This window comes from Streptomyces sp. NPDC093586, assembly GCF_044764905.1.
Lineage (GTDB): Bacteria > Actinomycetota > Actinomycetes > Streptomycetales > Streptomycetaceae > Streptomyces.
Genome location: NZ_JBIWJA010000042.1, coordinates 13,928 through 40,287, shown reverse-complemented (window position 1 = coordinate 40,287; position 26,360 = coordinate 13,928). Strand labels below are relative to the sequence as shown.

At 70.7% G+C, this 26,360-nt stretch carries 33 protein-coding genes; 11 read left to right on the top strand and 22 right to left on the bottom strand.

What is annotated here, in order from left to right:
- Positions 1-4 precede the first annotated feature (4 nt).
- The 6 genes from ACIRFH_RS30865 to ACIRFH_RS30840 all read left to right on the top strand — a co-directional run bounded on the left by ACIRFH_RS30865 (position 5) and on the right by ACIRFH_RS30840 (position 5,095).
- Positions 5-352: a helix-turn-helix domain-containing protein gene (locus tag ACIRFH_RS30865; protein ID WP_403527956.1), complete on the top strand. Its 348-nt coding sequence runs from the start codon at positions 5-7 to the stop codon at positions 350-352.
- On the top strand, positions 349-2,763 hold the full coding sequence (locus tag ACIRFH_RS30860; protein ID WP_403527953.1) for a site-specific integrase: 2,415 nt from the start codon (positions 349-351) through the stop codon (positions 2,761-2,763). Before ACIRFH_RS30865 ends, ACIRFH_RS30860 begins: the two co-directional genes overlap by 4 nt.
- Positions 2,760-3,413 carry a hypothetical protein gene (locus ACIRFH_RS30855; protein WP_403527950.1) on the top strand — a complete coding sequence of 218 codons (654 nt, stop codon included), beginning with the start codon at positions 2,760-2,762 and terminating at the stop codon, positions 3,411-3,413. The genes ACIRFH_RS30860 and ACIRFH_RS30855 overlap by 4 nt, the downstream gene beginning before the upstream one ends.
- On the top strand, positions 3,410-4,024 hold the full coding sequence (locus ACIRFH_RS30850; RefSeq protein WP_403527948.1) for a hypothetical protein: 615 nt from the start codon (positions 3,410-3,412) through the stop codon (positions 4,022-4,024). Before ACIRFH_RS30855 ends, ACIRFH_RS30850 begins: the two co-directional genes overlap by 4 nt.
- A 1-nt stretch (position 4,025) precedes the next feature.
- Entirely contained in the window at positions 4,026-4,505 is a 480-nt protein-coding gene (locus tag ACIRFH_RS30845) for a hypothetical protein (protein ID WP_403527945.1), read from the top strand.
- 77 nt (positions 4,506-4,582) lie between these two features.
- Positions 4,583-5,095 (top strand): hypothetical protein, encoded by a 513-nt coding sequence (locus tag ACIRFH_RS30840; protein ID WP_403527942.1) that lies wholly within the window; start codon positions 4,583-4,585, stop codon positions 5,093-5,095.
- A gap of 77 nt (positions 5,096-5,172) precedes the next feature.
- On the opposite strand, the gene ACIRFH_RS30835 is transcribed toward ACIRFH_RS30840, so the two are convergent.
- The 5 genes from ACIRFH_RS30835 to ACIRFH_RS30815 all read right to left on the bottom strand — a co-directional run bounded on the left by ACIRFH_RS30835 (position 5,173) and on the right by ACIRFH_RS30815 (position 7,520).
- Complete coding sequence (locus ACIRFH_RS30835) at positions 5,173-5,388, bottom strand: hypothetical protein (RefSeq protein WP_403527940.1); 216 nt, start codon at positions 5,386-5,388, stop codon at positions 5,173-5,175.
- 113 nt (positions 5,389-5,501) lie between these two features.
- Positions 5,502-5,795 (bottom strand): hypothetical protein, encoded by a 294-nt coding sequence (locus ACIRFH_RS30830; protein ID WP_333743635.1) that lies wholly within the window; start codon positions 5,793-5,795, stop codon positions 5,502-5,504.
- Positions 5,792-6,037: a hypothetical protein gene (locus ACIRFH_RS30825; RefSeq protein ID WP_031066242.1), complete on the bottom strand. Its 246-nt coding sequence runs from the start codon at positions 6,035-6,037 to the stop codon at positions 5,792-5,794. Before ACIRFH_RS30825 ends, ACIRFH_RS30830 begins: the two co-directional genes overlap by 4 nt.
- A 19-nt stretch (positions 6,038-6,056) precedes the next feature.
- The gene (locus tag ACIRFH_RS30820) at positions 6,057-6,482 is read right to left on the bottom strand and encodes an RRQRL motif-containing zinc-binding protein (RefSeq protein ID WP_403527936.1); all 426 of its coding nucleotides are present in this window, start codon (positions 6,480-6,482) and stop codon (positions 6,057-6,059) included.
- 255 nt (positions 6,483-6,737) lie between these two features.
- Positions 6,738-7,520: a hypothetical protein gene (locus ACIRFH_RS30815; protein WP_403527933.1), complete on the bottom strand. Its 783-nt coding sequence runs from the start codon at positions 7,518-7,520 to the stop codon at positions 6,738-6,740.
- Between the two features lie 94 nt (positions 7,521-7,614).
- On the opposite strand from ACIRFH_RS30815, the gene ACIRFH_RS30810 reads away from it, so the two are divergent.
- Positions 7,615-7,833, top strand: coding sequence for a hypothetical protein (locus tag ACIRFH_RS30810; protein ID WP_403527930.1), 219 nt, complete (start codon positions 7,615-7,617; stop codon positions 7,831-7,833).
- Positions 7,834-7,913: 80 nt separating this feature from the next.
- Here ACIRFH_RS30810 and ACIRFH_RS30805 read toward each other — a convergent pair whose 3' ends face one another.
- The 14 genes from ACIRFH_RS30805 to ACIRFH_RS30740 form a co-directional block, all read right to left on the bottom strand.
- The gene (locus ACIRFH_RS30805) at positions 7,914-8,399 is read right to left on the bottom strand and encodes a hypothetical protein (RefSeq protein WP_403527927.1); all 486 of its coding nucleotides are present in this window, start codon (positions 8,397-8,399) and stop codon (positions 7,914-7,916) included.
- An 85-nt stretch (positions 8,400-8,484) separates the two neighbouring features.
- Complete coding sequence (locus tag ACIRFH_RS30800) at positions 8,485-8,676, bottom strand: hypothetical protein (protein ID WP_403527924.1); 192 nt, start codon at positions 8,674-8,676, stop codon at positions 8,485-8,487.
- Positions 8,677-8,719: 43 nt separating this feature from the next.
- Entirely contained in the window at positions 8,720-8,908 is a 189-nt protein-coding gene (locus ACIRFH_RS30795) for a hypothetical protein (protein ID WP_029380917.1), read from the bottom strand.
- A gap of 39 nt (positions 8,909-8,947) precedes the next feature.
- Complete coding sequence (locus ACIRFH_RS30790) at positions 8,948-11,242, bottom strand: hypothetical protein (RefSeq protein WP_403527921.1); 2,295 nt, start codon at positions 11,240-11,242, stop codon at positions 8,948-8,950.
- A gap of 84 nt (positions 11,243-11,326) precedes the next feature.
- Positions 11,327-11,770, bottom strand: coding sequence for a conjugal transfer protein TraB (locus tag ACIRFH_RS30785; RefSeq protein ID WP_103545700.1), 444 nt, complete (start codon positions 11,768-11,770; stop codon positions 11,327-11,329).
- Positions 11,771-11,781: 11 nt separating this feature from the next.
- Positions 11,782-14,397 carry a hypothetical protein gene (locus tag ACIRFH_RS30780; RefSeq protein WP_403527917.1) on the bottom strand — a complete coding sequence of 872 codons (2,616 nt, stop codon included), beginning with the start codon at positions 14,395-14,397 and terminating at the stop codon, positions 11,782-11,784.
- Positions 14,398-14,520: 123 nt separating this feature from the next.
- Positions 14,521-14,724 (bottom strand): hypothetical protein, encoded by a 204-nt coding sequence (locus tag ACIRFH_RS30775; RefSeq protein ID WP_403527914.1) that lies wholly within the window; start codon positions 14,722-14,724, stop codon positions 14,521-14,523.
- Entirely contained in the window at positions 14,721-15,269 is a 549-nt protein-coding gene (locus ACIRFH_RS30770; RefSeq protein WP_403527911.1) for a hypothetical protein, read from the bottom strand. The genes ACIRFH_RS30775 and ACIRFH_RS30770 overlap by 4 nt, the downstream gene beginning before the upstream one ends.
- Positions 15,270-15,405: 136 nt before the next feature.
- Positions 15,406-17,313 (bottom strand): DUF2637 domain-containing protein, encoded by a 1,908-nt coding sequence (locus ACIRFH_RS30765; protein WP_403527908.1) that lies wholly within the window; start codon positions 17,311-17,313, stop codon positions 15,406-15,408.
- A 240-nt stretch (positions 17,314-17,553) separates the two neighbouring features.
- The gene (locus tag ACIRFH_RS30760) at positions 17,554-17,913 is read right to left on the bottom strand and encodes a hypothetical protein (RefSeq protein ID WP_403527906.1); all 360 of its coding nucleotides are present in this window, start codon (positions 17,911-17,913) and stop codon (positions 17,554-17,556) included.
- Positions 17,914-18,024: 111 nt separating this feature from the next.
- Positions 18,025-18,336 carry a WhiB family transcriptional regulator gene (locus ACIRFH_RS30755; protein WP_403527903.1) on the bottom strand — a complete coding sequence of 104 codons (312 nt, stop codon included), beginning with the start codon at positions 18,334-18,336 and terminating at the stop codon, positions 18,025-18,027.
- Between the two features lie 156 nt (positions 18,337-18,492).
- On the bottom strand, positions 18,493-18,678 hold the full coding sequence (locus ACIRFH_RS30750) for a hypothetical protein (protein WP_403527900.1): 186 nt from the start codon (positions 18,676-18,678) through the stop codon (positions 18,493-18,495).
- 82 nt (positions 18,679-18,760) lie between these two features.
- Positions 18,761-18,925: a hypothetical protein gene (locus ACIRFH_RS30745; protein ID WP_403527898.1), complete on the bottom strand. Its 165-nt coding sequence runs from the start codon at positions 18,923-18,925 to the stop codon at positions 18,761-18,763.
- A 289-nt stretch (positions 18,926-19,214) separates the two neighbouring features.
- Positions 19,215-19,823 carry a hypothetical protein gene (locus tag ACIRFH_RS30740; protein ID WP_403527895.1) on the bottom strand — a complete coding sequence of 203 codons (609 nt, stop codon included), beginning with the start codon at positions 19,821-19,823 and terminating at the stop codon, positions 19,215-19,217.
- A 427-nt stretch (positions 19,824-20,250) separates the two neighbouring features.
- On the opposite strand from ACIRFH_RS30740, the gene ACIRFH_RS30735 reads away from it, so the two are divergent.
- The 3 genes from ACIRFH_RS30735 (at position 20,251) to ACIRFH_RS30725 (ending at position 22,825) form a co-directional block, all read left to right on the top strand.
- Entirely contained in the window at positions 20,251-21,042 is a 792-nt protein-coding gene (locus ACIRFH_RS30735; protein WP_403527892.1) for a GntR family transcriptional regulator, read from the top strand.
- 179 nt (positions 21,043-21,221) lie between these two features.
- The gene (locus ACIRFH_RS30730; protein WP_403527889.1) at positions 21,222-22,259 is read left to right on the top strand and encodes an AAA family ATPase; all 1,038 of its coding nucleotides are present in this window, start codon (positions 21,222-21,224) and stop codon (positions 22,257-22,259) included.
- Positions 22,256-22,825, top strand: coding sequence for a guanylate kinase (locus ACIRFH_RS30725; RefSeq protein WP_403527886.1), 570 nt, complete (start codon positions 22,256-22,258; stop codon positions 22,823-22,825). Before ACIRFH_RS30730 ends, ACIRFH_RS30725 begins: the two co-directional genes overlap by 4 nt.
- Positions 22,826-22,832: 7 nt before the next feature.
- Here ACIRFH_RS30725 and ACIRFH_RS30720 read toward each other — a convergent pair whose 3' ends face one another.
- Both ACIRFH_RS30720 and ACIRFH_RS30715 read right to left on the bottom strand, forming a co-directional pair.
- Positions 22,833-23,672: a DUF1932 domain-containing protein gene (locus ACIRFH_RS30720; RefSeq protein ID WP_403527883.1), complete on the bottom strand. Its 840-nt coding sequence runs from the start codon at positions 23,670-23,672 to the stop codon at positions 22,833-22,835.
- Positions 23,673-23,676: 4 nt separating this feature from the next.
- Positions 23,677-24,324: an HAD family hydrolase gene (locus tag ACIRFH_RS30715; protein ID WP_403527881.1), complete on the bottom strand. Its 648-nt coding sequence runs from the start codon at positions 24,322-24,324 to the stop codon at positions 23,677-23,679.
- 114 nt (positions 24,325-24,438) lie between these two features.
- Between ACIRFH_RS30715 and ACIRFH_RS30710 the strand changes: the two genes are divergently transcribed.
- On the top strand, positions 24,439-24,738 hold the full coding sequence (locus ACIRFH_RS30710) for a helix-turn-helix domain-containing protein (RefSeq protein ID WP_403527878.1): 300 nt from the start codon (positions 24,439-24,441) through the stop codon (positions 24,736-24,738).
- Between the two features lie 920 nt (positions 24,739-25,658).
- Here ACIRFH_RS30710 and ACIRFH_RS30705 read toward each other — a convergent pair.
- Positions 25,659-26,186 carry a hypothetical protein gene (locus ACIRFH_RS30705; protein ID WP_403527875.1) on the bottom strand — a complete coding sequence of 176 codons (528 nt, stop codon included), beginning with the start codon at positions 26,184-26,186 and terminating at the stop codon, positions 25,659-25,661.
- Positions 26,187-26,360 lie beyond the last annotated feature (174 nt).

Here is a 26,360-nt window from a genome sequence, read left to right as displayed (position 1 = left end):
CCCGATGATGGCCGCCAAGCTCGACTACCACTGGCACCTGCGCAGGATCATGGCGGACCGCGGGATGTTCTCCACCACCGACCTCATCCCGCCCCTGAAGGAACGCGGCATCAGCCTGTCCTCGAGCCAGGTCTACCGGCTCGTCGTCGAACGGCCCGAACGACTCAGCCTGAAGATCCTCATGGCCCTGCTCGACATCCTCGACTGCACCATGGACGACCTCATCGAACCCATCGCCGTGGCCGGCTCCGCAGCGAAGCCGAAGAAGGCCGCCGCAGGCGGTTCTTCGGTCTCCGAAGGAGTCGGTGACCTGCGGCCTCGGCGGGCCCGGATCAGTGGAGTTGACCGGTGACCGGTCTCGCCGACGAGGTCCTCGCGGATCCGGTCGGCCTGGTCGTGCGGCTGGTCGGAAACGTCGAAAAGCACCTGTCCGCCGAGCACGTCCGCGACATCGTCCTCACGGTCGTACGCGCACGAGCCGGTCGCCGCAGTCTCGCCCAGGCCCTGCACGATGACCCCTCGCTGCTGCGGACCGGACAGCCACCGGCGCCCTACTGCGTCGCCAAACTACTGATGGCCCTGCACGACGCTGGCGCCCAGAACGTCGCACTGCCCCGCTGCGGCGAGTGCGGACGCGCATGCCGCTACGTCGGCAGCAGCACCGGAGGACGGTGGGGATGCTCGCCCTGCTTCGACAAGCCGGCCGTCTGCGCGGGCTGTCACGAAGAACGACGCGTCACCAGCCGGGACCGCAACGGCGAGCCCCGCTGCGCGAACTGCCCTGACACCGACGGCGATCCGCTGCGGGAACTCACCGAGCTGATCACGGGCTTCGATCCCGCCCTCGACACCGACGCGGTCCTGGCCGCGCTCGGACGCGCCACCGTCCGGCCCGCCGGGCAACGCCGCCTGGCCTGGGCCGTCGTTGCCCGCCCCGAGCTGCTGACCGGGGCCGGTTACGAAGCCCCCACCCCTGCTGCCCTCCGGTTCATCAATGAACTCGTCGAGGCCGGGGCGACCAAGGTGGTCCAGCCAGCCTGCCCGCGCTGCGACCGAGTGAAGGCACTATCCAAACTGCTGGAGGGCAAGAGGATCTGCCGGGCCTGCTTTGCGCGCCACGCGGCCGTTGCCTGCTCCGGCTGCGGCGCCGTGCGTGAACCCGCCACCCGCGACTCCGAGGGGCGGCCGCTGTGTCCGAATTGCATGATCAGACAGCCCGCGAACCTGGAGGAGTGCGTCGGCTGCGGCCGCCGCAAGCCCGTCGCGAACCGGCTGCCTGACGGCCCGCGTTGCCAGAACTGCCGGCCGAGGATCACCGCGGAGTGCGGCATCTGCGGGCGGACGGCGCTCTGCGACATGTCCAGGGCCACCGGCCAGCCCTGGTGCGACCGCTGCCAGCAGCGATGGGTGGCCTGCAGCAACTGCGGCACCGTCGCCCAGGCCCGCAGCGGCACCTGGGAGGCGCCGTTGTGCGCGAAGTGCACCAACCCCGATCCGGACTTCTGGGGCCGCTGCCCGGTCTGCACCGTCACCTGGCAGCTCAGCACCCGTCCTTGCCAGCGATGCGTCCTCGATCAGCGAGTACGCGACATCCTCGGCGACGCCACCGGGGCCATTCGGGCTGAACTCACCCCGTTTCACATGGCGTTGACGAGCTCCGAGCGCCCGGACGTCGCCTTCGCCTGGGTCTCCCGCTCCCAGGCCCGTGACCTCCTGGAACGCATAGGACGCGACGAGCGGCCCGTCACCCACGAGGTCCTCGACGAACTGCCCCCGGGCAAGGTGCTGGCCCACCTGCGCAGTGTCCTGGTCGCGACTGGAGCCCTACCGCCGCGCGACGAGCGCCTCATCGCCCTGGAGAAATGGATCACTGCGACGATCCAGGCCCGCGGCGACCTCGCCGAGCGCCGGATCCTGCACGGCTACGCGGTCTGGCACCACCTGCGCCGATTCCGGCGCCGCCTCGGCGAAGAGCATGCCACCCGGCTCCAGGACCTGAACGTGCGCTGCCACGTCACCGCGGCGAGCAACTTCCTCGACTGGCTCACCGGTGAAGGGCTCACGCTGGGGACCTGCACCCAGACGGACCTGGAACGCTGGATGGCCGACTCCACGGTCAGCTACCGCGACGAGACTGGCCACTTCGTCCGCTGGTCGGTACAGCACCGACATGCCCACGGCCTGACCTACGGCACCGTCCGCTGGACCGGTCCGATCGGCACCATCGACAGCGAGAAACGCTGGGCCGATGCCCGCCGCCTCCTCAACGACGACACGCTGGCTACCCCGGACCGCGTCGCAGGACTGCTACTGATCCTCTACGCACAGAAGATCGCCACCATCAGCCAGCTCACCGTCGGCGACGTCCACATCGACGGCGACACCGTCACGATCACATTCGGCAGGTCCCCCGTCGTCCTCCCCGCACCGCTGGCCAGCCTGGTCCGTGAGCTCGTCGCGACCCGCCGCGGCAAGGCCAAGATCGGCACTCCGGACGATTGCCCCTGGCTGTTCCCTGGCGGCCATCCAGGGCGCCCTCTCACCGACAGCCAGATCGGCATCCGTCTCCACAAGATCGGGATCCGACCCAAACAGGATCGCTCCACCGCACTGTTCACCCTCGCGACCGAGCTTCCCGCCGCGATCCTCGCCCGGATGCTCGGCGTCCACATCAAGGTCGCCGTCCAGTGGCAGAAGGCATCGGCCGGCGACTGGGCGGCCTACGCCGCTGACGTCAGCCAACGTGTCTCGGAGAACCAATGAGACTGCCCGTCATCATCCACCACGCACGCCTCGGGGCAACGGAGTTCAAGGTCATCCGCCCTGCTCAGCCACTGCCCCACGCGGTGCTCATCGATCACGACCGGCACCTGGACGCCTACCTCGACGAGGACGCCGCACGCCGGATCGGTGGCCTATGGGTACTCGCGGCCACGTCACCGCGCGCGCTGATCCACCTGCCGATGCGCGGCAACCAGCCGCCCTCCCGCGAGCTGCCGGAGGACGCGACACGACAGCTCGATCTCGTACTGCTGCATCACTCGCTGCAGTTCGCACCAGCACGCTGGAAAGAGATCCGCAGACGTCTCGGCCTAGGCCGTCCGCAGACTGTGACCCTGCCCGACTCAGCACTGGAAAGCGATGTCGTGGTCGACTACGAGGCACGGCACTACCAGGAGAACCGGGACCTGTTTCACCAGCACCTCCATGCCGAGACCCTGTTCATGACCGGCAGCACAAAGGTGTTCAAGGAGACCGCCCGGCACTTCCTCGACGTCGCCCGCGACGGGCCCGGCTACGTCCCCATCCACCCGAACTACCCGTACTTCTGCACGGAGCTCCACTCCAACGACGGCATCCTCGGCGAGGCGCGCGAGATCCACATCGAGTACTGCGACGAATGGAGCTCGTGATCAGACAGGCACAGGGAGAGGCATTCGGACAGTTCCAATACCCGACTCCACCATTAGGCAGGCCGGGCGGCGCCCAGGCCGTCTTCCACCACGAGTGGAAGACGGAGGAGGCGAAGGAGAAGCTCAAGCGGACCGTCGAGGCATACCGGCAGTTCGAACAGGGCCAGATGCCCGCCGGCCCGGGAGCCGACGCGCTGCTGGCTTCCTTCCGCGCCGTCGAGAAGGAACTGGCCGACCACAAGCCGGGCCCGGCGAAGGTGGTCACCGACCGGCAGATCGAGCTGCTGCTGAAGAAGAAGGCGTCGGTCCTGCACCTGTCCGCGGCGAACTACTGCTGGTTCGAGGACCCGGCGAAGGCACTGTGTCTCAAGCTCGCCGGCACCAGGTCCGCCGCAGCTCCGCTGACAGGGCTGTGTGACAGCTCCCGCTGCCCGCAGGCCACCCACCACATCGTTCACCGTTCCGTCTGGCAGACCACAGCCGACAACGGCGCCGTCCTGCTGGCCAGCCCTCGGATCCCGCTCGCGGAGAAGGACCGGCTGCGGGCCGAGCAAGAGCGGTCCATGCGAGTTCTCGAAGAGATCGACACGGCAGCCGGAAAGGCCCAATGACATGGCAGTCAGCCACCAGCAGCGCGACCAGATCGAACGGCGCATCCGCGCGGCCATCGACCGGCTGCTGGCCGGGCAGATCCCGCCCGGCGGCGCCTGCGACGTCAAGACGCTCGCCCGCGAGGCGGGCATCTCCCGCGCATCCCTCTATCGGACCTGGGGCCACCTCAAGGACGAGTTCGAGAAGCGGCGGGCAGCCGCCTGGGTGGCGGGCCAGCAGCCCGACCCGCGCGAGGCCCGCATCACCCGGCTGCGTGATCTCAACCAGCGACTCACCGGCAAACTCGCCCGCACCCACACCGAGCTCACGCAGCTCAAGGAGCGCCACCGGCTACTCCTGTCCATACTGGCCGCCAAGGACGACGAGCTCCAGCGGCTCCGCCGCGAGCCGAGCACGTTCAGCCGTACGTCCCCCGTTCCAGTTCCGAACCAAGATCAAGGGGTCGATGGCAAGGGCGTCATCCCCCTCACCCGCTCCTGATGCAGGTTGGAAGAGGCTGGCCTCAGATCAACCTCAAACTGCGTTTGTCTCTCGGTCACGTCTCCAATACTTCGGTCGTGGCCGAATGGAATTGGGGAACTGTCCCCACGTGGGTGAGCGCGATCCTGACCAGCGGGTCGCTCCTCCTGGGCTTCTACATCCTCCTGCGTGACCGCCGGAAAGAGGAACGCCAGGAAGCCCTCAAGGTGATCTGCTGGTCTGAGATGGTCGACAACGAGTCCTACAAGATCTACGTGCTGAACACAGCGGAGCGGCCCGTGGTGCACGCCCGGATGCTTGTTCGCTTGGCCGGCGACGTCCTGGAGCCCGTTGGCCTGGGAGCAGGAGCAATCCGCCCGGGAGAGGAAGTCACCGCTCGATCTCCTCGGCATTTGGGTGGTGAGAAGTCATGGCCAGCGGCAGTGGAGTTCCAAGATGCCGATGGCATCGACTGGGTCAGGGATCTCCGCTCCGGCGCGTTGCATCGACGCAAGGGGGAGCCGGGCCTGCTCAGGCTGCTTTTCCAGCGCCGTGGCTGGAAGAGCATCGCTTACGAGATGGCCTATCGGCGTCAGCTTCGTCGCGGATAGGACGTGAACCCGCCTCGGCGCAGCAGCACGAGAGCCAACGCAGCGAACACAACAGACGACGTCGTGCCGCCACAACATCACACGCAGGAGTGCACCTTGCGTCGCGACATCGACGTTCGCAACCGAGACACACGAGCGGAACCTCGGACAGGCGCCGAGCGCGGGTTCCCGGCGGCCAGCGAGACACGGAGGAAGGTGAACACGGCCTTCGCCGCGTTAACCCAGTAGTCGCCGATCGCGCTGGCGGCGCGGGTCAGTCCGAGCAGGGCGGCGAAGGCGGCGGGACGATGCATGCTGGAGGTCTCCTGACCTCGAAGAGGGTGAGGGAGCGGGGTGGCCGGCCCTTTGCCGATGCGCGGCCACCTGGCGGTCCCGACCCCGGCCGGTGTGGCCGGGGTCGGGTCGTTCAGAACGGGGGCCCGTACGGCCAGGCCGGGACGGGCCAGAGACGGACGCGCAGCTCGCGCCGGTCCGACCAGCAGCCGCACGCCTCCATCTCCGGGTTCGCGCCGCCGCCCCACCAGCCGCCCGCGCCCCGGCAGTCGGGGCAGGAGCGGCGGGGCCGGGGCGTCAGCTCAATGCGGTGCCGGTCGGCGTACAGCCGCCAGTGGCCGGCCTTGAGCACGGCGGCGGCCGTCGCCGCGGCGAGCGGGACGGCGGCGGCGAGCAGCAGGGCACGGCGCAGATGGCGGGCGGTCACCGCAGCGGGATGGCGCGGCAGTTGGCGGCGTGGTTGTTGGCGTCCGGCCGGATGCGGAACAGGAAGTCTTCCTCGGGCCGGTCGGAGGAGTCTCCGCAGCCGTGGCAGTTCCAGCGGTTCTTGTCCGAGTGCTTGCCGTGGCCGGTGACGTCCACGTACGAGCCGCCGACGGTGATGAACCGGATCAGCAGGTTCTTGGGGCGGTCGGGCTCGGTGAAGGCGGCGAGGGTGGCGGTGCTCATGGGCTGGTGTCCTCTCGGATCATGCGACCAGCAGGTGCTTGGCCGGGGGAGCGATGTAGGAGGCGGGGTCAGCGGGCGTGCCGTCGAAGCACTCCAGGCAGGACCCCAAGGTCTTCAGAGGGAGGCAGTGGAAGTAGCGCCGACGGCAGGTGCCGCATGTCTGGCGTGCGGCCATGGCCTTGTCGAGAGCGGCTTCCTTCGCGAGGGTCATCGGGAGCTTCGGCATCGCCAGGTCGATCCGGTACAGCCACGCGAAGCGCTTGCCACCACGGCATTCGATCCGGGCAACGGGCTCCTGGCCGCCGGGGCGCAATCCCATCTCCCGCAGCTGGCGGCGGGTCGCGAGGTTCGCGTGCCCCGCCTGCTTCCACCGGAAGACCGGTAAGGAGCCGTCGCCGGGGTCGTACAGGTCGACGTCGACCAGGTCCTGGTCCTGGTCGGCCATCACCTGCTCCAGGTACCGGGGAGCCGGGCGGGGCGCTGCGGGTAGCGGGGGCCGGAGCGCTGCGGGCGGGGTCGGCCGATCCGGCGGCGGGGGCGGGGGATGAGCACGAGCGGTTCCTCCTGATGTCGGTGGACAGCAAGCGCCGCGCCCGCCGGCTGTTCGTCGGCGGGCGCGGCGCGAGGTGGCCGGTCGGCCTGTCCAGCCCTCGCCCACCCGGGAACGGGGTGGGCGAGAACCAGGCGGAACGACCGGAGGTCAGTCCCGGAAGGGGCAGCTGCCGTGCGGGTGCTGTTCGGCGGGCTCGGCCGGGACCGGGTACGGCACCGGGACGTGGATCTCGGGCCGGACGAAGACCTTGGCCGGGCGTCCGATGACGCGGCGGCGCAGGGTCAGGCCGCGCAGGGCGATCGCGGACAGGAGCGTCCAGGCGAGGGCGGCGAGGCCGGCCGCGACGGGGCGGCTGGTGTCCGGGGTGGCCGTCCAGACCATGAACACGGTGGCTGCGCCCCATGCCGTCCACATCGCGCGCACTCCGTTGTTGCGGGTGAGGAAGCCGAGGACCAGGCCGGTGATGCCGGTGAGCAGCCACAGCGTGTAGACGGTGGAGGCCGCGACCGGGAGGCCAGCGGAGTGCTGGGCGATGTACGTGCGCACCGGCTGATCGACGACGGCGGCCACGCCGTTGGAGGTGTCGACGCCCACCTGCACCTTGGGCACGGCGGTGAGGATCTGGTGCAGGGCCTGGAGGATGACTTCGCCGGCGCCCTTGGCCATCAGCACGACGAAGGAGACCCCGGCGACCATGAGGACGACGCGCAGCCAGGGCGCCATGTGGCGCAGGCCGTCGTCGGGGGCGCTGAGGACGTCGTCCCACATCTCGTACAGGACGCCGTCGATGTCCCAGGCGCGGTCCCACCAGTCGCGCAGTGCTTCGCGCAGGGTGGCGAACCGCGAGGGCTTGGCCGGCTCCTTCGGGGAGGGGACGGGGAGGTAGGCGAGCTCCTGGCGGCCGGGGCCGGTGTTGTCGTTGGACTGCACGGGGCAACTCCTTGTTGTCGATGCGGTGTTCACGGAGCGTGCGAGTGGGCCAAGCTGTGAGCGACGGGTCCGGGAGAGAGGGGAGGCGGCTGCGATGGGGTGGTTCACCCGCGATGAGCCGGAGGAAGTCGTCTTCGAAGAGGTCGTGGACACGGACGGGACGATCTGGCCCGCGTTCACCGACGACGACGGTGTGCTGTGGATCGACGTGGACTACGAGGTCGAGGTGACGGTCAACGGTGCGATCGTCGATGGGCAGATCCGGGGTGCCGAGGTCGATGACCACGGCCGTATCTGGATCGACTACGACTGACCGGTGAGGCCGGACGGCCTGTCCCGTACCCGAGCCCCGGCCCGCGGGCGAGGTGTCGGATACGAGGCAGGGCGCCCGGGTCAGCGGACGTCGTTGCGGGTGCGGGAGAACATCCCGCGCTGGTTGCTGGTGTTGTTGATCTGCGTGTTCTGCACGACCGGGCCCTCGTAGACCGTCTTCGACACCGACTTGCGGGCCTTGCTGAACGCCCCGCCGATCGCGGTGGCAACCATCGCGAGCCCGGCGAAGGGGAGGGTCACCATCAGCACGCCGTAGAGCGTGACGGAGGCCAGGCCCTGCAGGACCAGCCAGGCCCCGCAGCCAACACCCGTGATGCCGGCACCCACCCCGATGGAGGCGACCGCGATACCGGCCGCCCAGGCCGGGACGATCCGCTTGTCGTCCTGATGGACGGGCGGGGTGTCGCCGTACGCGGGCAGCGGGGTGTCGTCGCGGAACGACGTCGGGAACTGCCGCTCGGGGCGCATCGCTTCGGCGATGATCCGCTCGGCTTCGGCCTTGGCCTCGGAGTCGGACAGCGGGCGGGTGATGTGGTCGAAGGCCACAGTGATCTCCGTTTCGGGGCAGACGCGGGGCGCCCTCCCCGCCGTGGTGGCGGGGAGGGCGCAGGGGCGAGGGAGCGGGGCGGGGCTACTGCTGGTCGGCGGCGTCCTCGAGGACGTCCGGCGTGGGGTACTGCAGCCGCTGGCGGCTGTGGGAGCGGACCACCAGGCCGTCCCGGCGGCCGGTGCGCAGCAGCTCGTCGACCAGGGCGCGGGCCTCGGGGCTGGCCGCGAGGACGTCGGTGGCGTCGTCGACCACCAGGACCAGGGGGCGGTTCATCGGGGTGTTCTCCTTCTCGTTCGGTGGGGCGGGATCGGGAGGGTCAGAAGCTGCTGATCCAACCGGTGAGGGAGGACACGGCGCTGGTGATGGTGGGGGCGATGCCGGTGCTGGCGAGGAAGAAGCCGAACAGGCAGACGGCGATGCCCGGCATGATCCGCTGGTAGCCGGTGCGCACCAGGATGACGACGATGATGCCGAGCAGGAGGACCAGGGAGATCGACAGGGCCACGGGTATCGGTTCCTTCTGTGAGTGGGTGGTGGGTGCGGGTCAGTTGTCGGCGAGCTGCCACACGCCCCGCTTGCGTGAGATGGCCAGGCCCTTCGACTTGAGCTGGGAGCAGGCGTTGCTGACGCTGGAGGGCTGGAAGCCGGGCAGCGCGGCGCGCAGCTCCTTGAGCTGCTTGGGTCCGTCGGCGAGCAGTTCGAGGATCTGGTCCTGGAGGCCGGGCTCCTCCCCGATGTCGGGACCGCTGTCGCCGAACGGGATGCCGAACGGCGCCTCGAAGGACGGGGCGGGGGCCTCGCCGCTGTTGGTGTCCGCGGCCGGGGCCGGGGTGCCGGCCGTCGGCTTGCTGCCGGGGGCGTCGGAGAACGCCTGGGCGAGGGTGTCGCAGTCGGCGTACGGGTTGGTGTGCCTCACGCCGTAGATCGCGGCTCCGGCCTGCGCGGCTTTGGCCTCGCCCTCGGTCAGCCCGGTGGGCGGGTCCTCGCCGTACAGGGCGATCAGGTCGGGGTAGACGCCGTCCTTCTTCTCCGCGAAGAAGGTGCGCATGAACTTCGCCCGGCCGTCGAGGAACATGTACGCCATGCCCGCGGTGGACTCGCCGTCCTCGTCGTCCTTGCCGGAGAACAGCGCCTCGATCTGCCCGTTCTCGTAGATCCGGGCGGGGATGTTCTCCATCTGGAAACCGGCCGGGGCGATGCCGTCCAGGCCCATCTCCTTGGTGGAGGAGGAGGCGGTGCGCATGAGGAACAGCGCGCCGACCTTGCCTTGCTGGCGGATCGCGTCGTCGTCGCCGAGGTCCTTGAGGTGCAGGGACTGCACGGCGAGCCGGATGCCGATGCCGACCTTGCGGCCGGTCTTCTGGATGTCGGCGATGAGGTAGGCGGTGGCCTTGCGCATCGCTTCGTCCGGGTGGGACAGCAGCCGGTTGATCTCGTCCAGCGTGATGTTGATGAGCGGCCACGGCTTGTTGAGGGCGAAGTCGCCGCGGCCCATCTCGTTGGAGAGCCGCTCGCGGTACTTCATGACCGCGTGCGCGGCCGTGAGCATCAGGAGCGTCTCCACCGGGCCCTTGGCGAACCAGTCGACGCGGCCTTCCGCCTCCGGGAGGGACATGCCGCCCTGGACGTCGCCGACCCAGGAGACGACGCCGGAGCGCTTCTCCGCGGCGAGGATCAGGTTCTGCAGGACGGACTTGCCCGCGCCGGTGACGCCGGCGGTGATGCCGCGCAGCGCGCCCTGTCCGGGATCCCACAGGCGCATCCGGGCGGGCTTGCCGTCGTGGCAGACGCCGATGGTGACGCGGCCCTTGGCGTCCATCGTGAGGTCTTCGACGGTGGCCTTGCGGACCTTCATTAGCGGGTTCGTCTTGTAGACGGAGATGACGCCCTGCCGGATGCCGTCGGTCTCGATGACCAGCCGGGAGGGGTCGTCGATGCCGAAGGCGGAGCAGATCGCCGTGTGCGGCAGGTGGATCTCCTTGCCCGGCGGAGAGGCGACCAGCAGCACGATGCGGTGCGGCTCGGACCGCCAGTCGATCAGGTCGACGCCGGGGGCGGCCTTGCCCGGGGCGGCGACCGCGGTCTCCCACAGGCCGCGCAGCCCTTCGGCGGTGGCCTCCGTGTCCTCGGTCGTGGGGCGGGCGACCAGCCGCATCCGGCCGGGCCCGGAGCCCTGGATCGGGCGGATCTTCACGGTGCCGACCGGGAAGTCGAACGCGGCGGCCAGCTGCACCTCGGTGAAAGTGGGCACCGCCTTCCCGGCCTGGGCGACGACGACGGCCTCGAAGTCGGGCCGGTCGGCGCGGTAGGGCTGGATGGACACCAGCCGGGTTCCGTCGCCGGTGGCCTGCTGCCACTTCGCGGCGAGGAACTCGGTGTAGGTCAGCGGCTCACCGGGACCGGCGCCGTGCTGCGCCTGGTGCTCGGTGAGCTCCAGGACCAGACCGGCGCTGCGGGTGAGCGGCGCCATCCAGCCCATCAGGGATGCCCACGCGGCCGGGGCGACGACCTCCCACCAGTTGAAGCCGGGGGTGATCAGGTTCGCCACGTAGGTGCCGGCGGCCGTCAGGAACGGGATCGCCCGCTGCGCTCGCGTGAGGGCACTCAGGCCCTGGTCGGGGTCCTTCGTCTTCGCGTACAGCCAGGCGAGCGTGCCCAGGCCGACCCCGCCGGAGGCGAGGTAGGACCAGGCGCTGTCGTCCAGCTGCGGGCCGACGGCCATCCCGGCTGCCGCGAGGGCGTAGGAGGTGCGTTCGGCCAGGACGCGCCGGTAGATGACGTGGCCCGGGACGCGCTTGGTGGTGTCGGCGGCCGGCGCCGCCTGGTCGATGGTGCTCAACACAGCCTCCGTTCAGGGGCAGGTGGCAGCAGGGGCCAGGCCCGGCGTGCGGGCCCGGCCCCTGCTGGCGCGGGGTGGGGTGGGTCAGCGGCGGCCGGTGCGCCGGTAGAAGCCGGGCTTGGCCTGCCGCACACCGGAGCCGTTGGAGGCTTCGTAGCCGGGGCGGTACTCCCGGTCGTGCGCGTTGTTGAAGCCGCGGGCGTCGGTGTCGACGGCGTCGGCGGCGTTGACCATCTCGCCGGACGCCTCCGCGACCGCGGTGAGGGCGGCGGAGGTGTCCTCGATCATCGAGGTGAACCGGGGCTCGACTTCGGCCTGGCCGCACATCTCCGACAGGCGCATGGCCGCGTTGGCGTTGGCCTGCATGTGGGAGCGGAGCAGGTGCATGCCCTCCTTGAGGAAGAGGGCGGAGGCCGCGAGCTTGGCGGTCCGGCCGGCCAGGGCGAGGAAGCCGTTGCCGCTGCTGGCGCCGCCGGTGCTGGCGACGCCGTTGTTCATGCCCGGGATGGCGGGGAGGTTGTCGCTCACGTGATCTCCTCTCAGTTCTCGTTGTGGATGCGGGCGGCGGGCACGGCCAGGCCCGCGTCCTCGGTGGCCTGCTGGAGGGGCCGGTAGGCGTCGAACATCGCGTTCTCCGCGCTCTCGGAGAGCTCCGCCGCCGTCAGGGACTTGGTGGACATCTCGTCGGCCTTGCGGGCCAGCAGCTCCATGGACTCCGCGAGCTTGGCCATTGCGGCGCCGGTCATGCGGCCGATGACGTTGTGCGTGGAGCGCAGGTCGGCGGCGAGTTCGTCCAGCTCGTGCCGGATCTGCCGTGCCTTCTCGGAGAGCTTGCGGCAGGTCTCGTGCGCCTTGAACGACTGCTCGGTGAGCTCTTCCAGGACGTCGAGCGTGTCGTCGAGGGTGACCTCGGTCTGGTGCTGGGCGTCCATGTCCGCGACGCTGCCGCTGCCCCACTTCGTCAGCCAGGCGTCACTCACGCTGTTCTCCTTCGTGCTCGTGCTCGAGGTGCCGGTGGGAAGGCCCCCGCCGGACGTGGCCGGGCCGGACCCGGGGGAGTCGGCCCGCTCGACCGTGATGGGACCAGCCGGAGCGGACACCGCCGTCGCCATGCCCAGCGCCTCGAGCGGCGACAGGCGCGGCGTGCCGGTGTCGGTGCCCGGCACCGGGCCGCCGCCCGGCGGGGCCGGGGCGGTGGTGGCCCCGGCGACCGCAGCGGCCGGGGCCGGTGCAGCTGCCGGAGGGCCGGGCGGGCCCGGCGGCGGGGCCGGTGTGGTCGTGCCGGTCGTCGGTGCCGGGCGGGGCCCGGGAACCGTGGTGGTGCGCATCCGGGCGCGCTTGCGGGCTCGTGCCTTGGCCGTGGACCAGGGCGTGCGGCGGGCCGGCGTCTTCGCGGCGGGACCGGCGGGCGTGGTGCTGCCGGGCTTGGTGGTCTTGGTCTTCGGGCCGGCCTTCTTCTTCGGCTTCTTGACCTTGACCTTGGTGACGATGGGCGGCCCCATCTTCTTGCGGCGGCGCTTGAGCCGCTTGCTCGCGGTCTCGTGCACGGCCTCACCGAAGGTGGTCCGACCTCGTTCGGCGGCCTTGCGGGCCGCGTCCATCTTCTTGCCGTACTCGCGGTCGAAGCGGCGGCACTTGCGGCACCGGCAGCCGTACGTGTCCGACGCCGCCATGGTGCCATGCGCGATCCCCGGCGTGAGCTTGAGCTTCTTGCCCTTGCGGGACTTCCCGCCCGGCGCCGTGGGCACCGGGGCCGGGATCGTCCCGCCCTTGCCGGAGCGGGTCTTGCCCTTCTTCCCGCCGCCGCGCTTGCTGCCGGGCGCCGTGGTGCCCGCGCCGCTGCTGCCCTTCCCCTTCGGCTTGGTCTTCGGACCGGTGCCGGAGGTGGTGGTGCCGGGCTTCTTGCGCAGGATCCCGGACGGGCCGGTCGTGCCGCGCGGCGACTCCTTCGTGCCGCTCTTGGGGCCGGTCCCCGTGCCCTTGCCGGTACCAGTCCCCTTCGAGCTGGTCGTGCCGGGCGTGGTCTTCCCGCCTGAACCCGTGCCCTTGCCGGGGCTCTTGGTGCCGGGGCCCGTTCCCTTGCCGGTCCCCGCCCCGGAGCCCGGTCCGCGCTTCTTGCCCAGGCCGCCGGACGAACCGCCGACCCCGGACCCGGTGCTGCCGGGCCCGCGCTTGCGGTTCGTGGTGGAGCCGCCGCCCCCGGGGGAGCCGGACCCGCCGCCGCTGCCGGGGCCGCGGTTCTTCCTTCCGCCTCCGCCGCCGCTGTTGTTCGGCCCCTTGCTGCCTCTGGAGCCTCCGGAGCTTCCCGAGCCGCCGGACGATCCGGGGCCGCGGTTCTTCTTGAGGTTCACGCCGCCGCCCTGCGAGGTGCGCTTGAGCGGGGTGACTCCGGAGCTGTTCTTGTTCGGCGAGGTGGTGCGGCCGCCGCCGCCCGAGCCGGTACCCGGGCCGCGTCCGCGCCCGCCACCACCGCCGCCGGAACCGCTGGGCGAGCGGGTCGTCGACCCGCCGCGTCCCCGGCCGCCCGAGCCGCTGTACGGCCCGCTGCCGCCCCGTCCGGACCTGTCCGGACCCGAGCCGCCGGAGCGGCCTCCCAGACCGCCAGGGCCGCGCTGGAGGGTCTTGCGGCCGTACTCGTGGCTGGGCTGCACCTGCTTCTTCGAACCGCCCCCCGAGGAGCCGTCCTTGGCGGTACTCGCGGTCTTCGCGACCGCTTCGCGCTGCTCCCGGTTCGCCCGGCCCGCCGCGACGGCGGAGTGGATGCCGCGCATGGCCGCCAGGGACACCGCGAGGATCGCCGCCAGGGACAGCGATCCCAGGCGCGGCGCGGCGGGCTGCGCGCCCTCCGAACGGAAGGTCGCCGGGACCATCGTGCCCGCCGTCGCGGGCGCCGCGGAGGGTGCTGAGGCGGGCTCCGAGTCGGCGGCGAACGGGGCCCCGAGACCGGGCTCGGGCAGGGTCGCGATGACGCCCATCGGGTCGGTTCGCATCGCGAGTGCAAACGCTTCGGGCGTGGCCGGGGAGGCGTCTGCGGGGGCGGCGAACGGCACGTCGGCCGGGGCCGAAGCAGGGGGTTCCGCGGGGGGTTCGGCCGGGGCGGTGTAGCCCACGCGGGGGAAGTGGATCAGGTTGTTCGGGCCGTCGTCGTCGGCCATGACGTCTCCCTCTCGGAGTTGACAGACGGTCACCGCCTGGGGCACCCTCGCGCGCGCACGACACGCGCGCGCCTTGAGGTGCTCCAGGCGGCGAGGAGGAGGCGGTGATGAAGAAGAACTTCGTCACCCTCCGTTGTTCTTGTAGAAGTCGTGGAGCGTCTTGGTAAGCGCGGGCCACAGGTTCGGCTTGCCGTCGCGTTCGGCCTGGCGGGCCAGGGTCCGGCACGCGTCGTACCAGACCCCGGCCCGCTCCTGGTCGGTCGTGGCCTCGGCGACCCGCGCGTTCCAGAACTTCGCGCGGTTTTGCGTCTGCCGAGGCGTCGTCACTGCCCCTCTCCCTTCGCGAAGTAGTCGTTGATGGTGCTGGTCGGCCGCTCACCACCGGCCGCCATCGGCCACTGGTTCCAGGGGCTGTCCGGGGTCACGAACTCCGCCGGCCTCGCCTGCGGGACCGTGCCCGGGGCCTGCTCGGTGGGGGTGTTGAGCGCGGTCACCGTCTTGTCCAGGGACTTGGCGACGGCGGCGCCCAGGGCGGCCTGCCTGCCCTGCTTGCGCTCCAGCTTCCGGGTCTCCGCCGCGGCCCTGCGCTGGGGGAGCTCCAGGACCTCGTTCTTGTAGGTCGCGTACAGGGCCTCCGCCTTGCTCGCGGCCTCGCCGGACGCCTTCTGCATGGCCTTGAGCTGCCGCGACACCTTCCAGGCGCGGAGCTTCTTGGACATCCAGCGGTCGCCCTCGATCGGCGTCTGCTCCAGGCGCCGGCGCACGATGTCCGCGATCTGCCCGTACTGCTGGGCGTCACGAACGTGCTGGTCGCGGACGGTGGCGGTGAAGGCCCGCAGGCCCTCATCGGTGAACAGGGCGTTGATATCCATGAGTGGGGTTCTCCTTCTCGGGGCGGGGGCGATCTGGGAGGCTTTGTGGTGGCGTTTCGGCGCCTTCACCGCGCTCCCGAGGCGCTGTCTTCGTCTCGGGGGCCGGTGGAACCGTCGAAACCGCGGTTCGTGCAGGTCACTGCTCCGGGCGGTAGCCGCCGACGAGCAGCTCAGCTGCCTCCTGGCGGTACTCCGAGGCGGTGCCGGGGGAGGAGATGCTCAGGCCGCCCTGGACGTCGGCGAGGGACACCAGCTCCGACAGTTCGCGCTGGACGTCGGCGAGGTCCTTGCCGTCGGGGACGAGGCCGGCCGCCAGCGCCATGCGGGCGACCTTGCGGACCGCGCGCTCGCGCGGCTTGAGCTTCGCGGCGTCCTCGGCTTCGACCGCGCGCCGCTCGATTTCGGCAGCGACCCGCCGCGTTTCGGCAGCAGCCCGCTCGGCTTCGGCAGCCTCCTTCTTGGCGCGCGCGGCGTCGGCGAGAGCGGCCTCCCGGCGGCGGTCCTCCTCCGCCTTCTTGCGGTCGGCTTCGGCAGCAGCGCGCCGCGTTTCGGCAGCGGCCTTCTCCGTTTCGGCGGCACGCCGGTCGGCTTCGGCAGCGGCCTGACGGGCTTCGGCGATGGTCTGGGTCTCGATGGCCTGTGCCTCCGCCACGGCGACCCGGTCGGCCTCCGCCGCTTCCTTCCGCTTCTGCGCGGCCTGGCGCTCCAGCTCGGCTGCCTCCAGGTCCGCGGCGGCCGCCGTCCGGCGTGCCAGCGCGATCCGCTCGGTCTCGATCGCGCCGGCCTCCGCAGCCGCGACCTTGTCGGCCTCGGCCGCCGCCCGGCGCTGCTCGGCGGCCTTCCGCTCGAGCTCGGCCTTCTCCAGGTCGGCGGCGGCCGCCGCCTTGCGCTCCTGGGCCTCCTTGCGCTCCGCCTCCGCCTCGCGGGCGCGGGCTTCGGCGACCACGGCGTTGTCGAGGGCCTGCTGCTCCAGCTCGGCGGCCCGCTCTGCGGCGCTGACCTGGGCTCGGGCGTGGGCGCGGGCCTGACCGGTCTGGCCGTCGACCTCCGCCTGGACCAGCTCCACCTTGCCCCTGGCGCGCAGCCGCTCGGCCTCGGACTCCGCCTTGGCGACCTCGCTGCGCGTCTCCGCGTCCAGGCGCCGCCGTTCGGCCTCCTCCGCACGCTCTTGAGCTGCCTGTTCCTGCTCGTCGGGCATGGCCAGGGCCTGGGTGACGGTGTATCCGTAGGGGGCCATCTTCATCGGCAGCAGCTCGTCCTCGGTGGCCTCGGAGATGTCGCCGTCGTACTTGCGCTTGAGCCACTGCTCGTAGGCGATGAGCTCCTGGTCGCGGCGGATCATCTCCGGGTAGGAGGTGACGCCCCACAGCCGCATCCGGCGGAAGATCCGTGCCGTCGCGACCGGGGCGAGGATCCAGCGCAGCCACGGGATCGAGTCGCGTTCGGCCTGGTCAGGGCGGACGACGCGGTCGATCGAGGTGCGGCCCAGCTCCACCACCATGATGAAGAGGACCGGGACGACGCCGTGGGCGCCGGCCGCGACGTAGTCCAGCAGCTTCCAGGCCCCCTCGGGGGCGCCGGACGCGGCGTTGAGGACGACGGTGGCGGCCGTCAGCAGCCACACCGGGTAGCGGATCCAGCTGATGGGGCGCTTGAGCCAGGCCATCAGCAGGTCGACGGCGATCATGACCATGATGCCGACGTCGACGCCGACCGCGAAGAGCTGGCCCTTGCCCAGGCTGGCGAAGCGGAGCTCCTCGTGGGCAAAGACCGCGACATGCTCGAAGGACAGGTACAGGCCGATGCCCGCGAGCACGAGCGCGGCGGCGACGATCGTGCCGGCCGTCCACTTCTGGGTGCCGGTCAGCTTCGCCGGGGAGGGCTTCGTTCCGGTTCCGCTTTCCGTCCCCGAAACGAACTCCGCCGTCTCCGAAACGGTGCCGGCCGTCTGCGAAACCGGCGTGGGCGTTCCCGAAACGGCGGCCGGCGAAGCCGTCTCGGGGTCGGGTTCGGCCGCAGTGTGCGGCCAGTCGGTGAGCGTCATGGGGGCCTCCGGAGGGGGTCGTTCAGGGCGCGCGCGAAACGGCGGGGGCTGCTCCCGAAACGCGGCGGCGCGTTCCCGAAGCGGCGGTCGGTGCGGTCGGCTGATCACGAAACTGGCACCGGCTCTACCCGCTCCGCGCGCACGAAAAGGCCGGCGGCCCGGAGGGCGGGCGACCGTACTCGCGAAGCGTCACGGGGCGGGCTCGAAACTCGATGCGGCTCCCGCCGGGCGGGCGCGAAGTCAGCTCTCGGGGAACTGCGCGCCGTGCCGCTCGAGGTCGGCGGTGGTGATGCCGAAGTGCCGGCACCGCTCGATCAGCGGCTGGAGCGCGGTGCCCGCGGTGAGCGCCTGGGGCGAACCGACGCCGTACCGCTGCTGCGTGGCGAACAGCTCGTTGAGCGCGGTCGCGGTGCGGGCGGCGTGCCGCTCGAAGCGGCCCTCGCCCACCCACTCCTCCGCGATGACGTGGAGGGTGGTGCGCCAGCTGCCGTCGTAGTCCTCCGGGTCGATCGGCGGGATGTCGGTGCCGAAGATCGCGAAGGCGCACGCCTGGGCGGTGGCTTCCGTGCCGGGCTGGAGCGGGGTCATCGTCGTGCCCATGAGGTCCTCCCTCGACTGTCGGTCCGGGCTGTCCGGCTCCCCGTCACCGCCCGTCCCGGCCGCCGTGGTGCAGCGGCCGGTGCGGGCGGATCAGGCAGCCGCCAGACCGGATCAGGCAGCCTTGGTGCGGTTGCGGGCGGCGCGGCGCTTGATGCGGCGCCGGTCGTCCTCGCTCATCCCGCCCCAGACGCCGTGGGCCTCGCCCATCTCCAGCGCCCAGGAGGCGCAGCGCTCCAGGACCGGGCACCTGCGGCACACCGACTTGGCCTCCTCGATCTGCAGGAGCGCCGTGCCGGTGTTGCCGACGGGGAAGAACAGCTCGGGGTCCTCCTCGCGGCACGCACTGCGGTCACGCCAGTTGGTGTTGACCGGCAGGTCGGCGGAGGGGGCGTAGACGGTGCGTACGATGGAGTTGCGATTCATCAGGGCCTCCCAGAAGGTCCAGAGCAAGAAGTCAGCCCCGGGGTGGCCGCCCCGGGGCTGTTGTTGTGGCGGCCGGACGGCCGGAGCGGGCGGGAGCTCCCGGCGCTCTCCGCCGGCCCCGGCCGGGAGGCGCGGGGGCGACGGGCAGGGCCGGGGTCAGCGCTGCTGCTTCTGTCGTGCGAGGTAGGCGTCCTGGAGGCGGGCGAACCGATCGTGGATCGGCACCCCCTCCGCACACGGCGTCTCGCCCTGGCAGGCCGGGCAGTCGGCGGTGTGCTTGGCGGAGTCCTCGAACGCCTTCATGTAGCGGACGAACAGGTCGTCGGTCGGGCGGGCGCTCACCGGTTGTCCCCGGCGCGCTCGTTCTCCGAGCGCCGGTTCTGCTCCCGGTTCTTCTGCGAGAACGCCTCGCGTTCGGCGTCGGTCATGCCGCCACCGCCCAACCGGACTGCACCGTGGTGAGGTTGGGCACGAGGACCAGGGCGACGTCGACGCGGACGGCGTCCTCGGGCTCGTAGCCCTTGGCGTCGTCCTCGCGCTCGATGTCGTCGATGATCCCGGCCCGCGGCTGCGCCGTGGTGCGTGTCATGCTGTGCTGCATCAGGTCCTCCAAGTCAGGTCCTGGACAGTCCCCGGGCCGCAATCCCAAGGGCTGTCGCGATCACTCCCCACTTGGGGAGCTGACTGCTTGTACGAGCAGCCACGGCCTAGGCCACCCCGCTGCGGGGTGGCCTAGAAGGCCGATGAAGATCTTGCTCCGGCCGCCCGACTCACCCTGGATTGCCGGTAAATGTCAATCGCCATGAATCCGTGCAAGCCGGGCGCGATTTCAAGATCTTCAGGGCACTTCTAGGCCGTGGTCGTTCGTCCGGAGCGAGTCAGCCCGCGCGGTGCTCGGGGTGCAGCGTCGTGAGCGGCACCGGCGGCGCACCGAGCGGCACGGCACCGGCGGGCAGCTGCGCGCGGCGGGTGTCCGTGTCGCGGACCGCAGACTCGGTCGCCGCCCACTGTTCCTTGCGCAGCAGCCACAGGGGCCGACCGTCGCCGGGCTCGTCATCCGCCGGCGTCTGCTTCCGCGCGGCGATCTGACTGACGGCCGGGGCGACCGCGGTCTTCGGCTTGCGCAGCACGGTAGTCCGGCGGCGGTGGCCGGTCTCCGCGTGGCCGTCCTCCAGGCGCTCCTGCCACTTCTTGACCGTGACGTCGACGAGGACCAGGCGGTTGCTGCCCAAGCGACAGCGGACGGCCGCGTCCTTCCACGCGCGGCCGGTGTCGTGCGGCACGACCTTCGGCTTCATGGTTCCGAGACCGGTGATCGGCACCCACGTCTTGCAGTCGGGGCAGATCAGCGACGCACAGGCGGGGCGCAGGTCGTACTGGTGGGGCTTGAGGGTGGAGAGGACCAGCGCCGGGCGAGCGTTGACGGTGCGGGAGCGGGTCCGGCTCCGGCGGGGGCGGGCGGTGCGCTCAAGGGGGGAAGCAGTCATCTGGACTCCTCATGGGGCGGAGTGGCGGGGAGCGCGTCGCGATGCTCTCTCCGCCCTCCGGGCCGCACGGCACGAGGCCGGCGTCCCGTAGGACAGACAGCGCACAGCGCTGCGACGTGCACACAGTCATCGCGGCCGTCAGGCTCCGGAGGAGTTCGATGGTGCTCTCGCGTCCTTCAGCAAGCTGAGGACTACTCCGGCCGCTCCAAGGGGCGGACGACTACTGCGGTCTTGCGGTGGCACAGAGAGGCGTAACCCCTACACAACGGAGTGTTAGGGCTATCGCTATCGCCTAGTAGAGACCATGTCGGGCTGCCGAGTCAATAGCGATAGCTCTATTCGTGTCGATCGGTTGTGCTCGCACATCGCCGCCTGATAGAGCTAGCCCTAGAATCAGATCCGCGCAGCACTCTGAAAGGTGGCTCCGATGCCCGTCTCGTATCGCGACATCGCCGCTGACCTGCGACAGCAGATCAGCGAGGGGCGATACATGCCGGGCGACAAGCTGCCGATGCTCACCGAGCTCCAAGCGCAGTACGGCGCCGGCTACCAGACTGTGCGAAGCGCCATCTCGCTCCTGGAGCAAGAGGGGCTGGTCGTCGCGGTGCGCCGCAGAGGGACCATCGTGCGAGAGCGCCCTGAGAAGCGGCGCATCACCCGGTCCCGCCAGGTCTTCCGCGATGAGATCGGTTACTACTTCGACCCGACCGCCCAACCGTGGGTGGCCTTGGAGCCTCCCACCCTGCGTTGGGGCATCGTGCCGGTTGATCTCGCTGCCCTCATGGGCCTCCCCACCGGATCTGAAGTCCTCGTTCGTGACCGTGTGATGGGCGACCCCGAGAGCAGGAAGCCGAAGCAGTTGGCGACCAGTTATCTGCCGGCCGACCTCGCTCGAGGGACTCGACTCGCGGAGGCCGACACGGGGCCCGGAGGCATCTATGACCGCCTGGAGGAGATGGGCCACCGCCCCCTCCGCTGGAGCGAAGGTGTCTCCGCCCGCATGCCCTCGCCCGAAGAGGCGGAGGCGCTGAACCTCCCCGCCGACGTTGGCGTTCCGCTCCTGCGTGTCGTACGAGTCACAACCAGCTCCAACGGCGAGGTTGTCGAGCTGAACGACACCAGGATGAGCGCTGAAGAGTTCGAGATCGGCTACTCCATCCGACGCCACGCGAGTGCCCGACTCGCTGATGACGACGGGGATGGTGACGACGACCACTGACAGCACCTCACGCGCCATGGTGTCCCTCCCGTCGGCTGATCTCGTGAGGGCCATCACACTCGGGCCAGGCAAGGCGAACCATCACAAGGGCTTGTCCAAGCTCGTACGCACCGCCATTCACGCGTTTTCAACATCCGCGTATACATGCGATTTGCAGCCCGAGCCCTAGGCTCGCGGCCATGACGATGACGGAGGGGCAGAGGGTGGGGAAGCAGCGAGCTGGGTGGAGGCCGGACCGGCTACGGGAGCAGCGCGAGGCCCACGGTCTGACCCTGGAGAAGGCTGGCGAGCGGCTCCGAGAAGTCGCTGAGCGCGCCAAGCTCAAGGGCATTCCCGCCGCAAATCCCCAGACCTTGTGGCAGCACGAGCAGGGGGAGGTCTACCCCGGCCCGCACTACCGGCGCGCCTACTGCCTGCTGTACCGCGCGACCGAGCCGGACCTCGGCTTCCGTGCCGCGCTGCCGGGGGAGGAGACGTCTTTCAAGCTCACTCCGATGGACGATCGCCTCAACGGCTCGCACGTCTTGGCGGTTGAGCGAGCCATTCATCGCATCGCGCCGGGTTCGGACGAAGCCGACCACTTCGACTTGCAGCAACGGATCATCGACGCGTGGAAGCGTCGGCACACGGGCGGCGACCCTCATCGTCCCGTGCTCATCCTGGTCGGCGGTTTCGCCGGCAGCGGGAAGACCGAGCTCGCCCGCTTCTTCGTTCAGCTGACCGGCTGGCCGTTGCTCGACAAGGATCCGCTCACCCGCCCGCTCGTGGAGCGGCTCCTGGTCGCGCTGGGTGGCGACGCGAACGACAGGCACACCGATCTCTACCGGTCACAGGTCCGGCCGGTGGAGTACGACTGCCTGATGCAGTCGGCCATGGCCAACATCAAGTGCGGCATCTCCACCGTGCTCACCGCGCCTTTCATCGCGGAGATGACCGACCCGGACTGGATGCAGCGTCTGTCGAATCGGGCCGCATCCATGGGCGTTGACGTCTTTCCCGTGTGGGTGCGGTGCGATGAGGAGTCGATGCGCGAGTACATCACCTTCCGATCCGCTGCCCGCGATGCATGGAAGCTCCAGCGGTGGGATGAGTACATGGCCACGATCGACCTGGAGCTGCGCCCGGCCGTGCCGCACCTGGTCGTCGACAACAGGTTGGGGACCGCGGTGACGCTCGCGGACCAGGCCCGGCAGGCGATGGGAGCGATGTACGCGTGACGGAGAAGCAAGGCGTGATCCTCTACGGCCCGCCAGCCTCGGGCAAAGACACCATCACCGCCGCGCTCACCGAGCTGAACTCGCGGTACGCGCAGTTCGCACGACTCAAGGTCGGGGCGGGCAAGTCGGCCGGCTACCGGATGGGCACAGCGCAGCAGCTGCACGAGTTGGAGGCCGCGGGCGACGTCGTCTACGCGAACTCCCGGTACGGCAACACGTACGCGATCGACCGGCCCGGCGTCGACGCGGCGTTCGCGGCCGGGGTGCCCGTGGTGCATCTCGGGCAGGTCGACGGCATCCGGGCACTGGTCGACGGCTACCCGGCCGACTGGTCGGTCGTACTGCTGTGGTGCCCGCGCGAGGTGACCGAGCAGCGGTCGGCGGGGCGCGGCGACAGCGACACTACGGCGCGCCTGGCGGCGTGGGACGCGACCCGCGAAGACCTGGATGCGCACCCGGGTACGACCTGGGACCTGACCGTCGACACCACGAAGGCGGCTCCGCAGGACGCGGCGCGGCTCATCGACCAGCTGCTGGCGCAGCGGGCGGGAGCGACGACGGCATGAGCGCGGGCTACGGCTGGGCGAGTCGGTCCAAGGCGTCGGTGAGCGTAAGCGAGCCGTCGTCCTTGGCGTCGTTCCACCGTGCCAGCGTGGACGCGGCCGCGCGTAGCATCTCCGGCGGAAGGCCGGCTGCCTCGAGCGCGTCGGCAGCTTCCTCCAGTTCCGGGCCCCAGCGCCAGGCGCGCGCGGCGGTCTTGGCGACGTACTGCGGCTCGGAGAGATACGAGTCGGTGCGCCGGGAGGCGACCTCGATGAGCTCCTGGTCGATGTCGTGCTCGCGCGCCATCCCGACCGCGAGCGCCACCAGCACCCGGCTGGTCTTCTGGAAGCTGGCGTACGACAGCTTCAGCGCAGACGCCTTCCCAATCTCCGTACCCAGCACCGCAGTCCGAACGGCGGTGCCTGCGAACAGCGCCTCGAGGCGCACGGTCGCGGCGGTCGGGCCGGACAGGTACAAAGTCGGCGTCTTGCCGCCGACCGGCGGGGAGCCGACGACGCCGCCGTCCACGACGGTCGCGCCGTATCCGAGCAGCGCGGCGATCCGCTTCATTCGCTCGGGGTTGATGGCGTTCGCCTCCACGTACACCCCGGCGAAACGGTGCCCGGCGACGTCGCGGGCCAGGTCCTCGGCAGCGGCCGGCGGACAGAGACTGATGACGATGTCGCTGCGGTCCAGCAGCTCGGACAGTGCGGCCACGGGTGTCAGCCCGAACCGGGCGGCTCGCTCCACGGATTCGGTGCTGCGCCCGGTCTCGCACCACAAGACCTCCACCGCGTTGGTCGCGGCGCAGGCAGCGACGGCGGCGCCCATGCTGCCGGGGTGGAGGATGCCGACGGTCGGCTGGTCCACGGTGCTACTCCGTCTCGTTGAGCAGGATGGTGATGGCGTCGGTGACATCGTCGACGACGCGGTGCGCGGCGGGGAGCCCCTCGGGCCAGGGGCGGCCGCGCAGCCAGATGGTGCGCAGACCGGCCTGGTGGCCACCGCCAATGTCTCCGGCCGGGTTGTCGCCGACCATCCAGCCGCCGCCCGCGAGGTTGACGCCGCACCGCGCGGCCCCGAGCTCGAAGAGGCGCCGGTCCGGCTTGCGGATCTCCAGGTCGCCCGAGGCGGCGACGCCATCGACCAGGTCGGCGAGGCCAGTCCCAGCGAGCTTGGCGCGCTGGATGTCGCCAGCCCCGTTGGTGACGACGCCAATCGTCCACGCGGCCGCGCGCAGACGAGCCAGGCCCTCGAGGACCTCGGGGCGACAGGTGACGGCGGCCGCCATGAGGTGGACGTACTCCTGCCACAGGTCCACGGCCGACACTTCCAGGCCGAAGACTTCCCGCAGTCGGGCGAAATCGCCGGCGGTCGCGCGGTCGGCCAGCGCGGCGCGCAGCCACTGTTCGGCGTCTGGGGAGAGCGCGCGGGAGCGGCACAGGCACGTCAACGCGTCGCTGAGCGCCGACTGCCGGTCGGCCAGCGTGCCATCCAGATCGAAGAACACGAGGCGGGCCACGGGAACGGACCCTACCGGGCCCCCGGCAGCACGCAGCTCACAGTGACGATCCCTCCCCGACGGAGATCGCATCGTGTATCTTTCAGGGAGCCATCGATCTTGAAAGGCTGCGCCATGACCGACCCGGACCGCTTGAAGCGGGTCGACGCCCTCGTGGACAACGTCCTGCCGCCACCAGCCGTGCGCGCAAAGCTGCGCCTCGCGGCCGGCCTCACGCAGCAGGAGGTCGCGGAGGCCGTGGGCGTGAAGCGTCTTGCCGTGGCTCGTTGGGAGCTGGGGCAGACCCACCCCCGACGGCCGCACCGCGCCGTCTACATGCATCTACTCAACCGGCTCGCGGAGCGGTATCCCGAAGCCGCGAAGCCGGATGAGGGCATGCCGACGCCAGCCTCGGAATCAAGGGGGTCGGGGTGACGTAGCCGCCACCGGCCGCGCGCCAGGAGTGGACTCGCAATCCACCGTGGCCACGCGGCCCGTCTCACCGAACGGATTCGCAACCCGTGTCGGTCGCCCAGTCTCCGGTTCGCACCCGGCTCTGGGCTCCAGCTCATCGAGCTGGCTCATCTCACACAACCGGTCCGTAAGGACCAGCACTACCGCAGTCGCCCCTCTCGCAAAGGGACTTCTGCACCCGGCTCCGGCGGCTTTCGCAGGCCGTCGGAGCCACACAGCAACCGCCCCGAAGGGAGATCACCGCACACGACCAGCCCGAGGGCTGTCCGCATCACCCGTCCGACAGGGGACCAAGGAGGCCCTCATCGTCCGGCGCCCGCTCCTCACGGAGGGGGCTGCCACCCCCATCCACTCGTCGGCCCTTCCCGTTTCGCGCGGGGTGGTCCGGCTCGCTTATGAGAGTTGGTGTCCCCGCCATAGTGCACGACCTGGCGCCCTCTTGTCAGCTCGACCGTGCCCGATTTACACCGGTTCAAGCCTTCCGCGCTTCCCGCGTGACGGGATTCGCACATCCTGTTTGCCCTGTTCACGGCGTTAGTCACGAAGATTCTTCGGGGTGGAGTGTCACACCGACCCCGGTCCGGCGCACCTATACCGAGAGGGGGACCCCTGTCCTCCTGGCGGCGCCGGCCGCCGCGGTACTCCGGGGCTGCGTCCCGTGGGGCGGGATGGTTTCCAAGATTGTTGCCCGCCGTGCGGGAGCGCCGGGAGGTATCGGGGCTCAGCAGGCCCTGTCCACAGGCAGCCCGCGTAAGGCTGCCGCAATGATCTCTATCAACGTTCCTCTGGCCGGGCGGGAGAGTACCAGGCCGGTGCGGCTGTCGGTGATGCTCACCGGCAGCCGGAGCTGCCGGTGGCGTGGTTCTGCGGACGCAGGACGGTCAGCCGGCCGGGGCCGCCGCCTTCTGTTCCACGAACGCCCATTGACCTCCCGCTGCCGAGTACGGGGTGCCGGGTGGGACTGTCATCCACAGCGTGCCGTCGTCCGCGACGAGGAACATGCCCTGTGCGTGCAGGGAGTGAAGGGATTCTCGAACGTCCCCCTCCGTGTCACCGATCGATTCGGTGAGGTCGGCCACGAGGTCGGTGTCCTGCAGGATCGCATCGAGATGGCCGGCGGCTGCGAGCGGGATGTACGGGCCGTAGATACTGCGGTACTCCAGCAGCAGGCGCATGGTGGCTGCCTCGCCGGAGTCGGTTCCGAAGGCGTCGATCACCTTGCCCATCACCTCCTCGTCTGTGCCGGTCGGGCTGTCCCATTCCTGGTAGTAGCGGCCCGGCGGCCTGAGACTGTAGAGGGTTCGCGGGCGGGGGGTCCTGACAGGGCGGGGGCCGATTCGCTCGGCTGCGGCGGCACGGCGCGCAGCCTCGCGGACGCGGCGCGCGGCGGGGTCCTTCTTGGCTGCCATATGCCTCACAACGAGCGGCGTGGTGGCAGGTTCCCCGCGTCCACGGTGTGCCGTTCCAGGTCAGGAGTGTTCCTGTGATGGCGCGGGCGGCGGTCGCCGCGTTGAGCCACCCCCGAGAAGGGGTCATCGAGAGCTCCGTCGGCCAGGCGCCGGGCGGGAGGCGGCGTCGGCTGG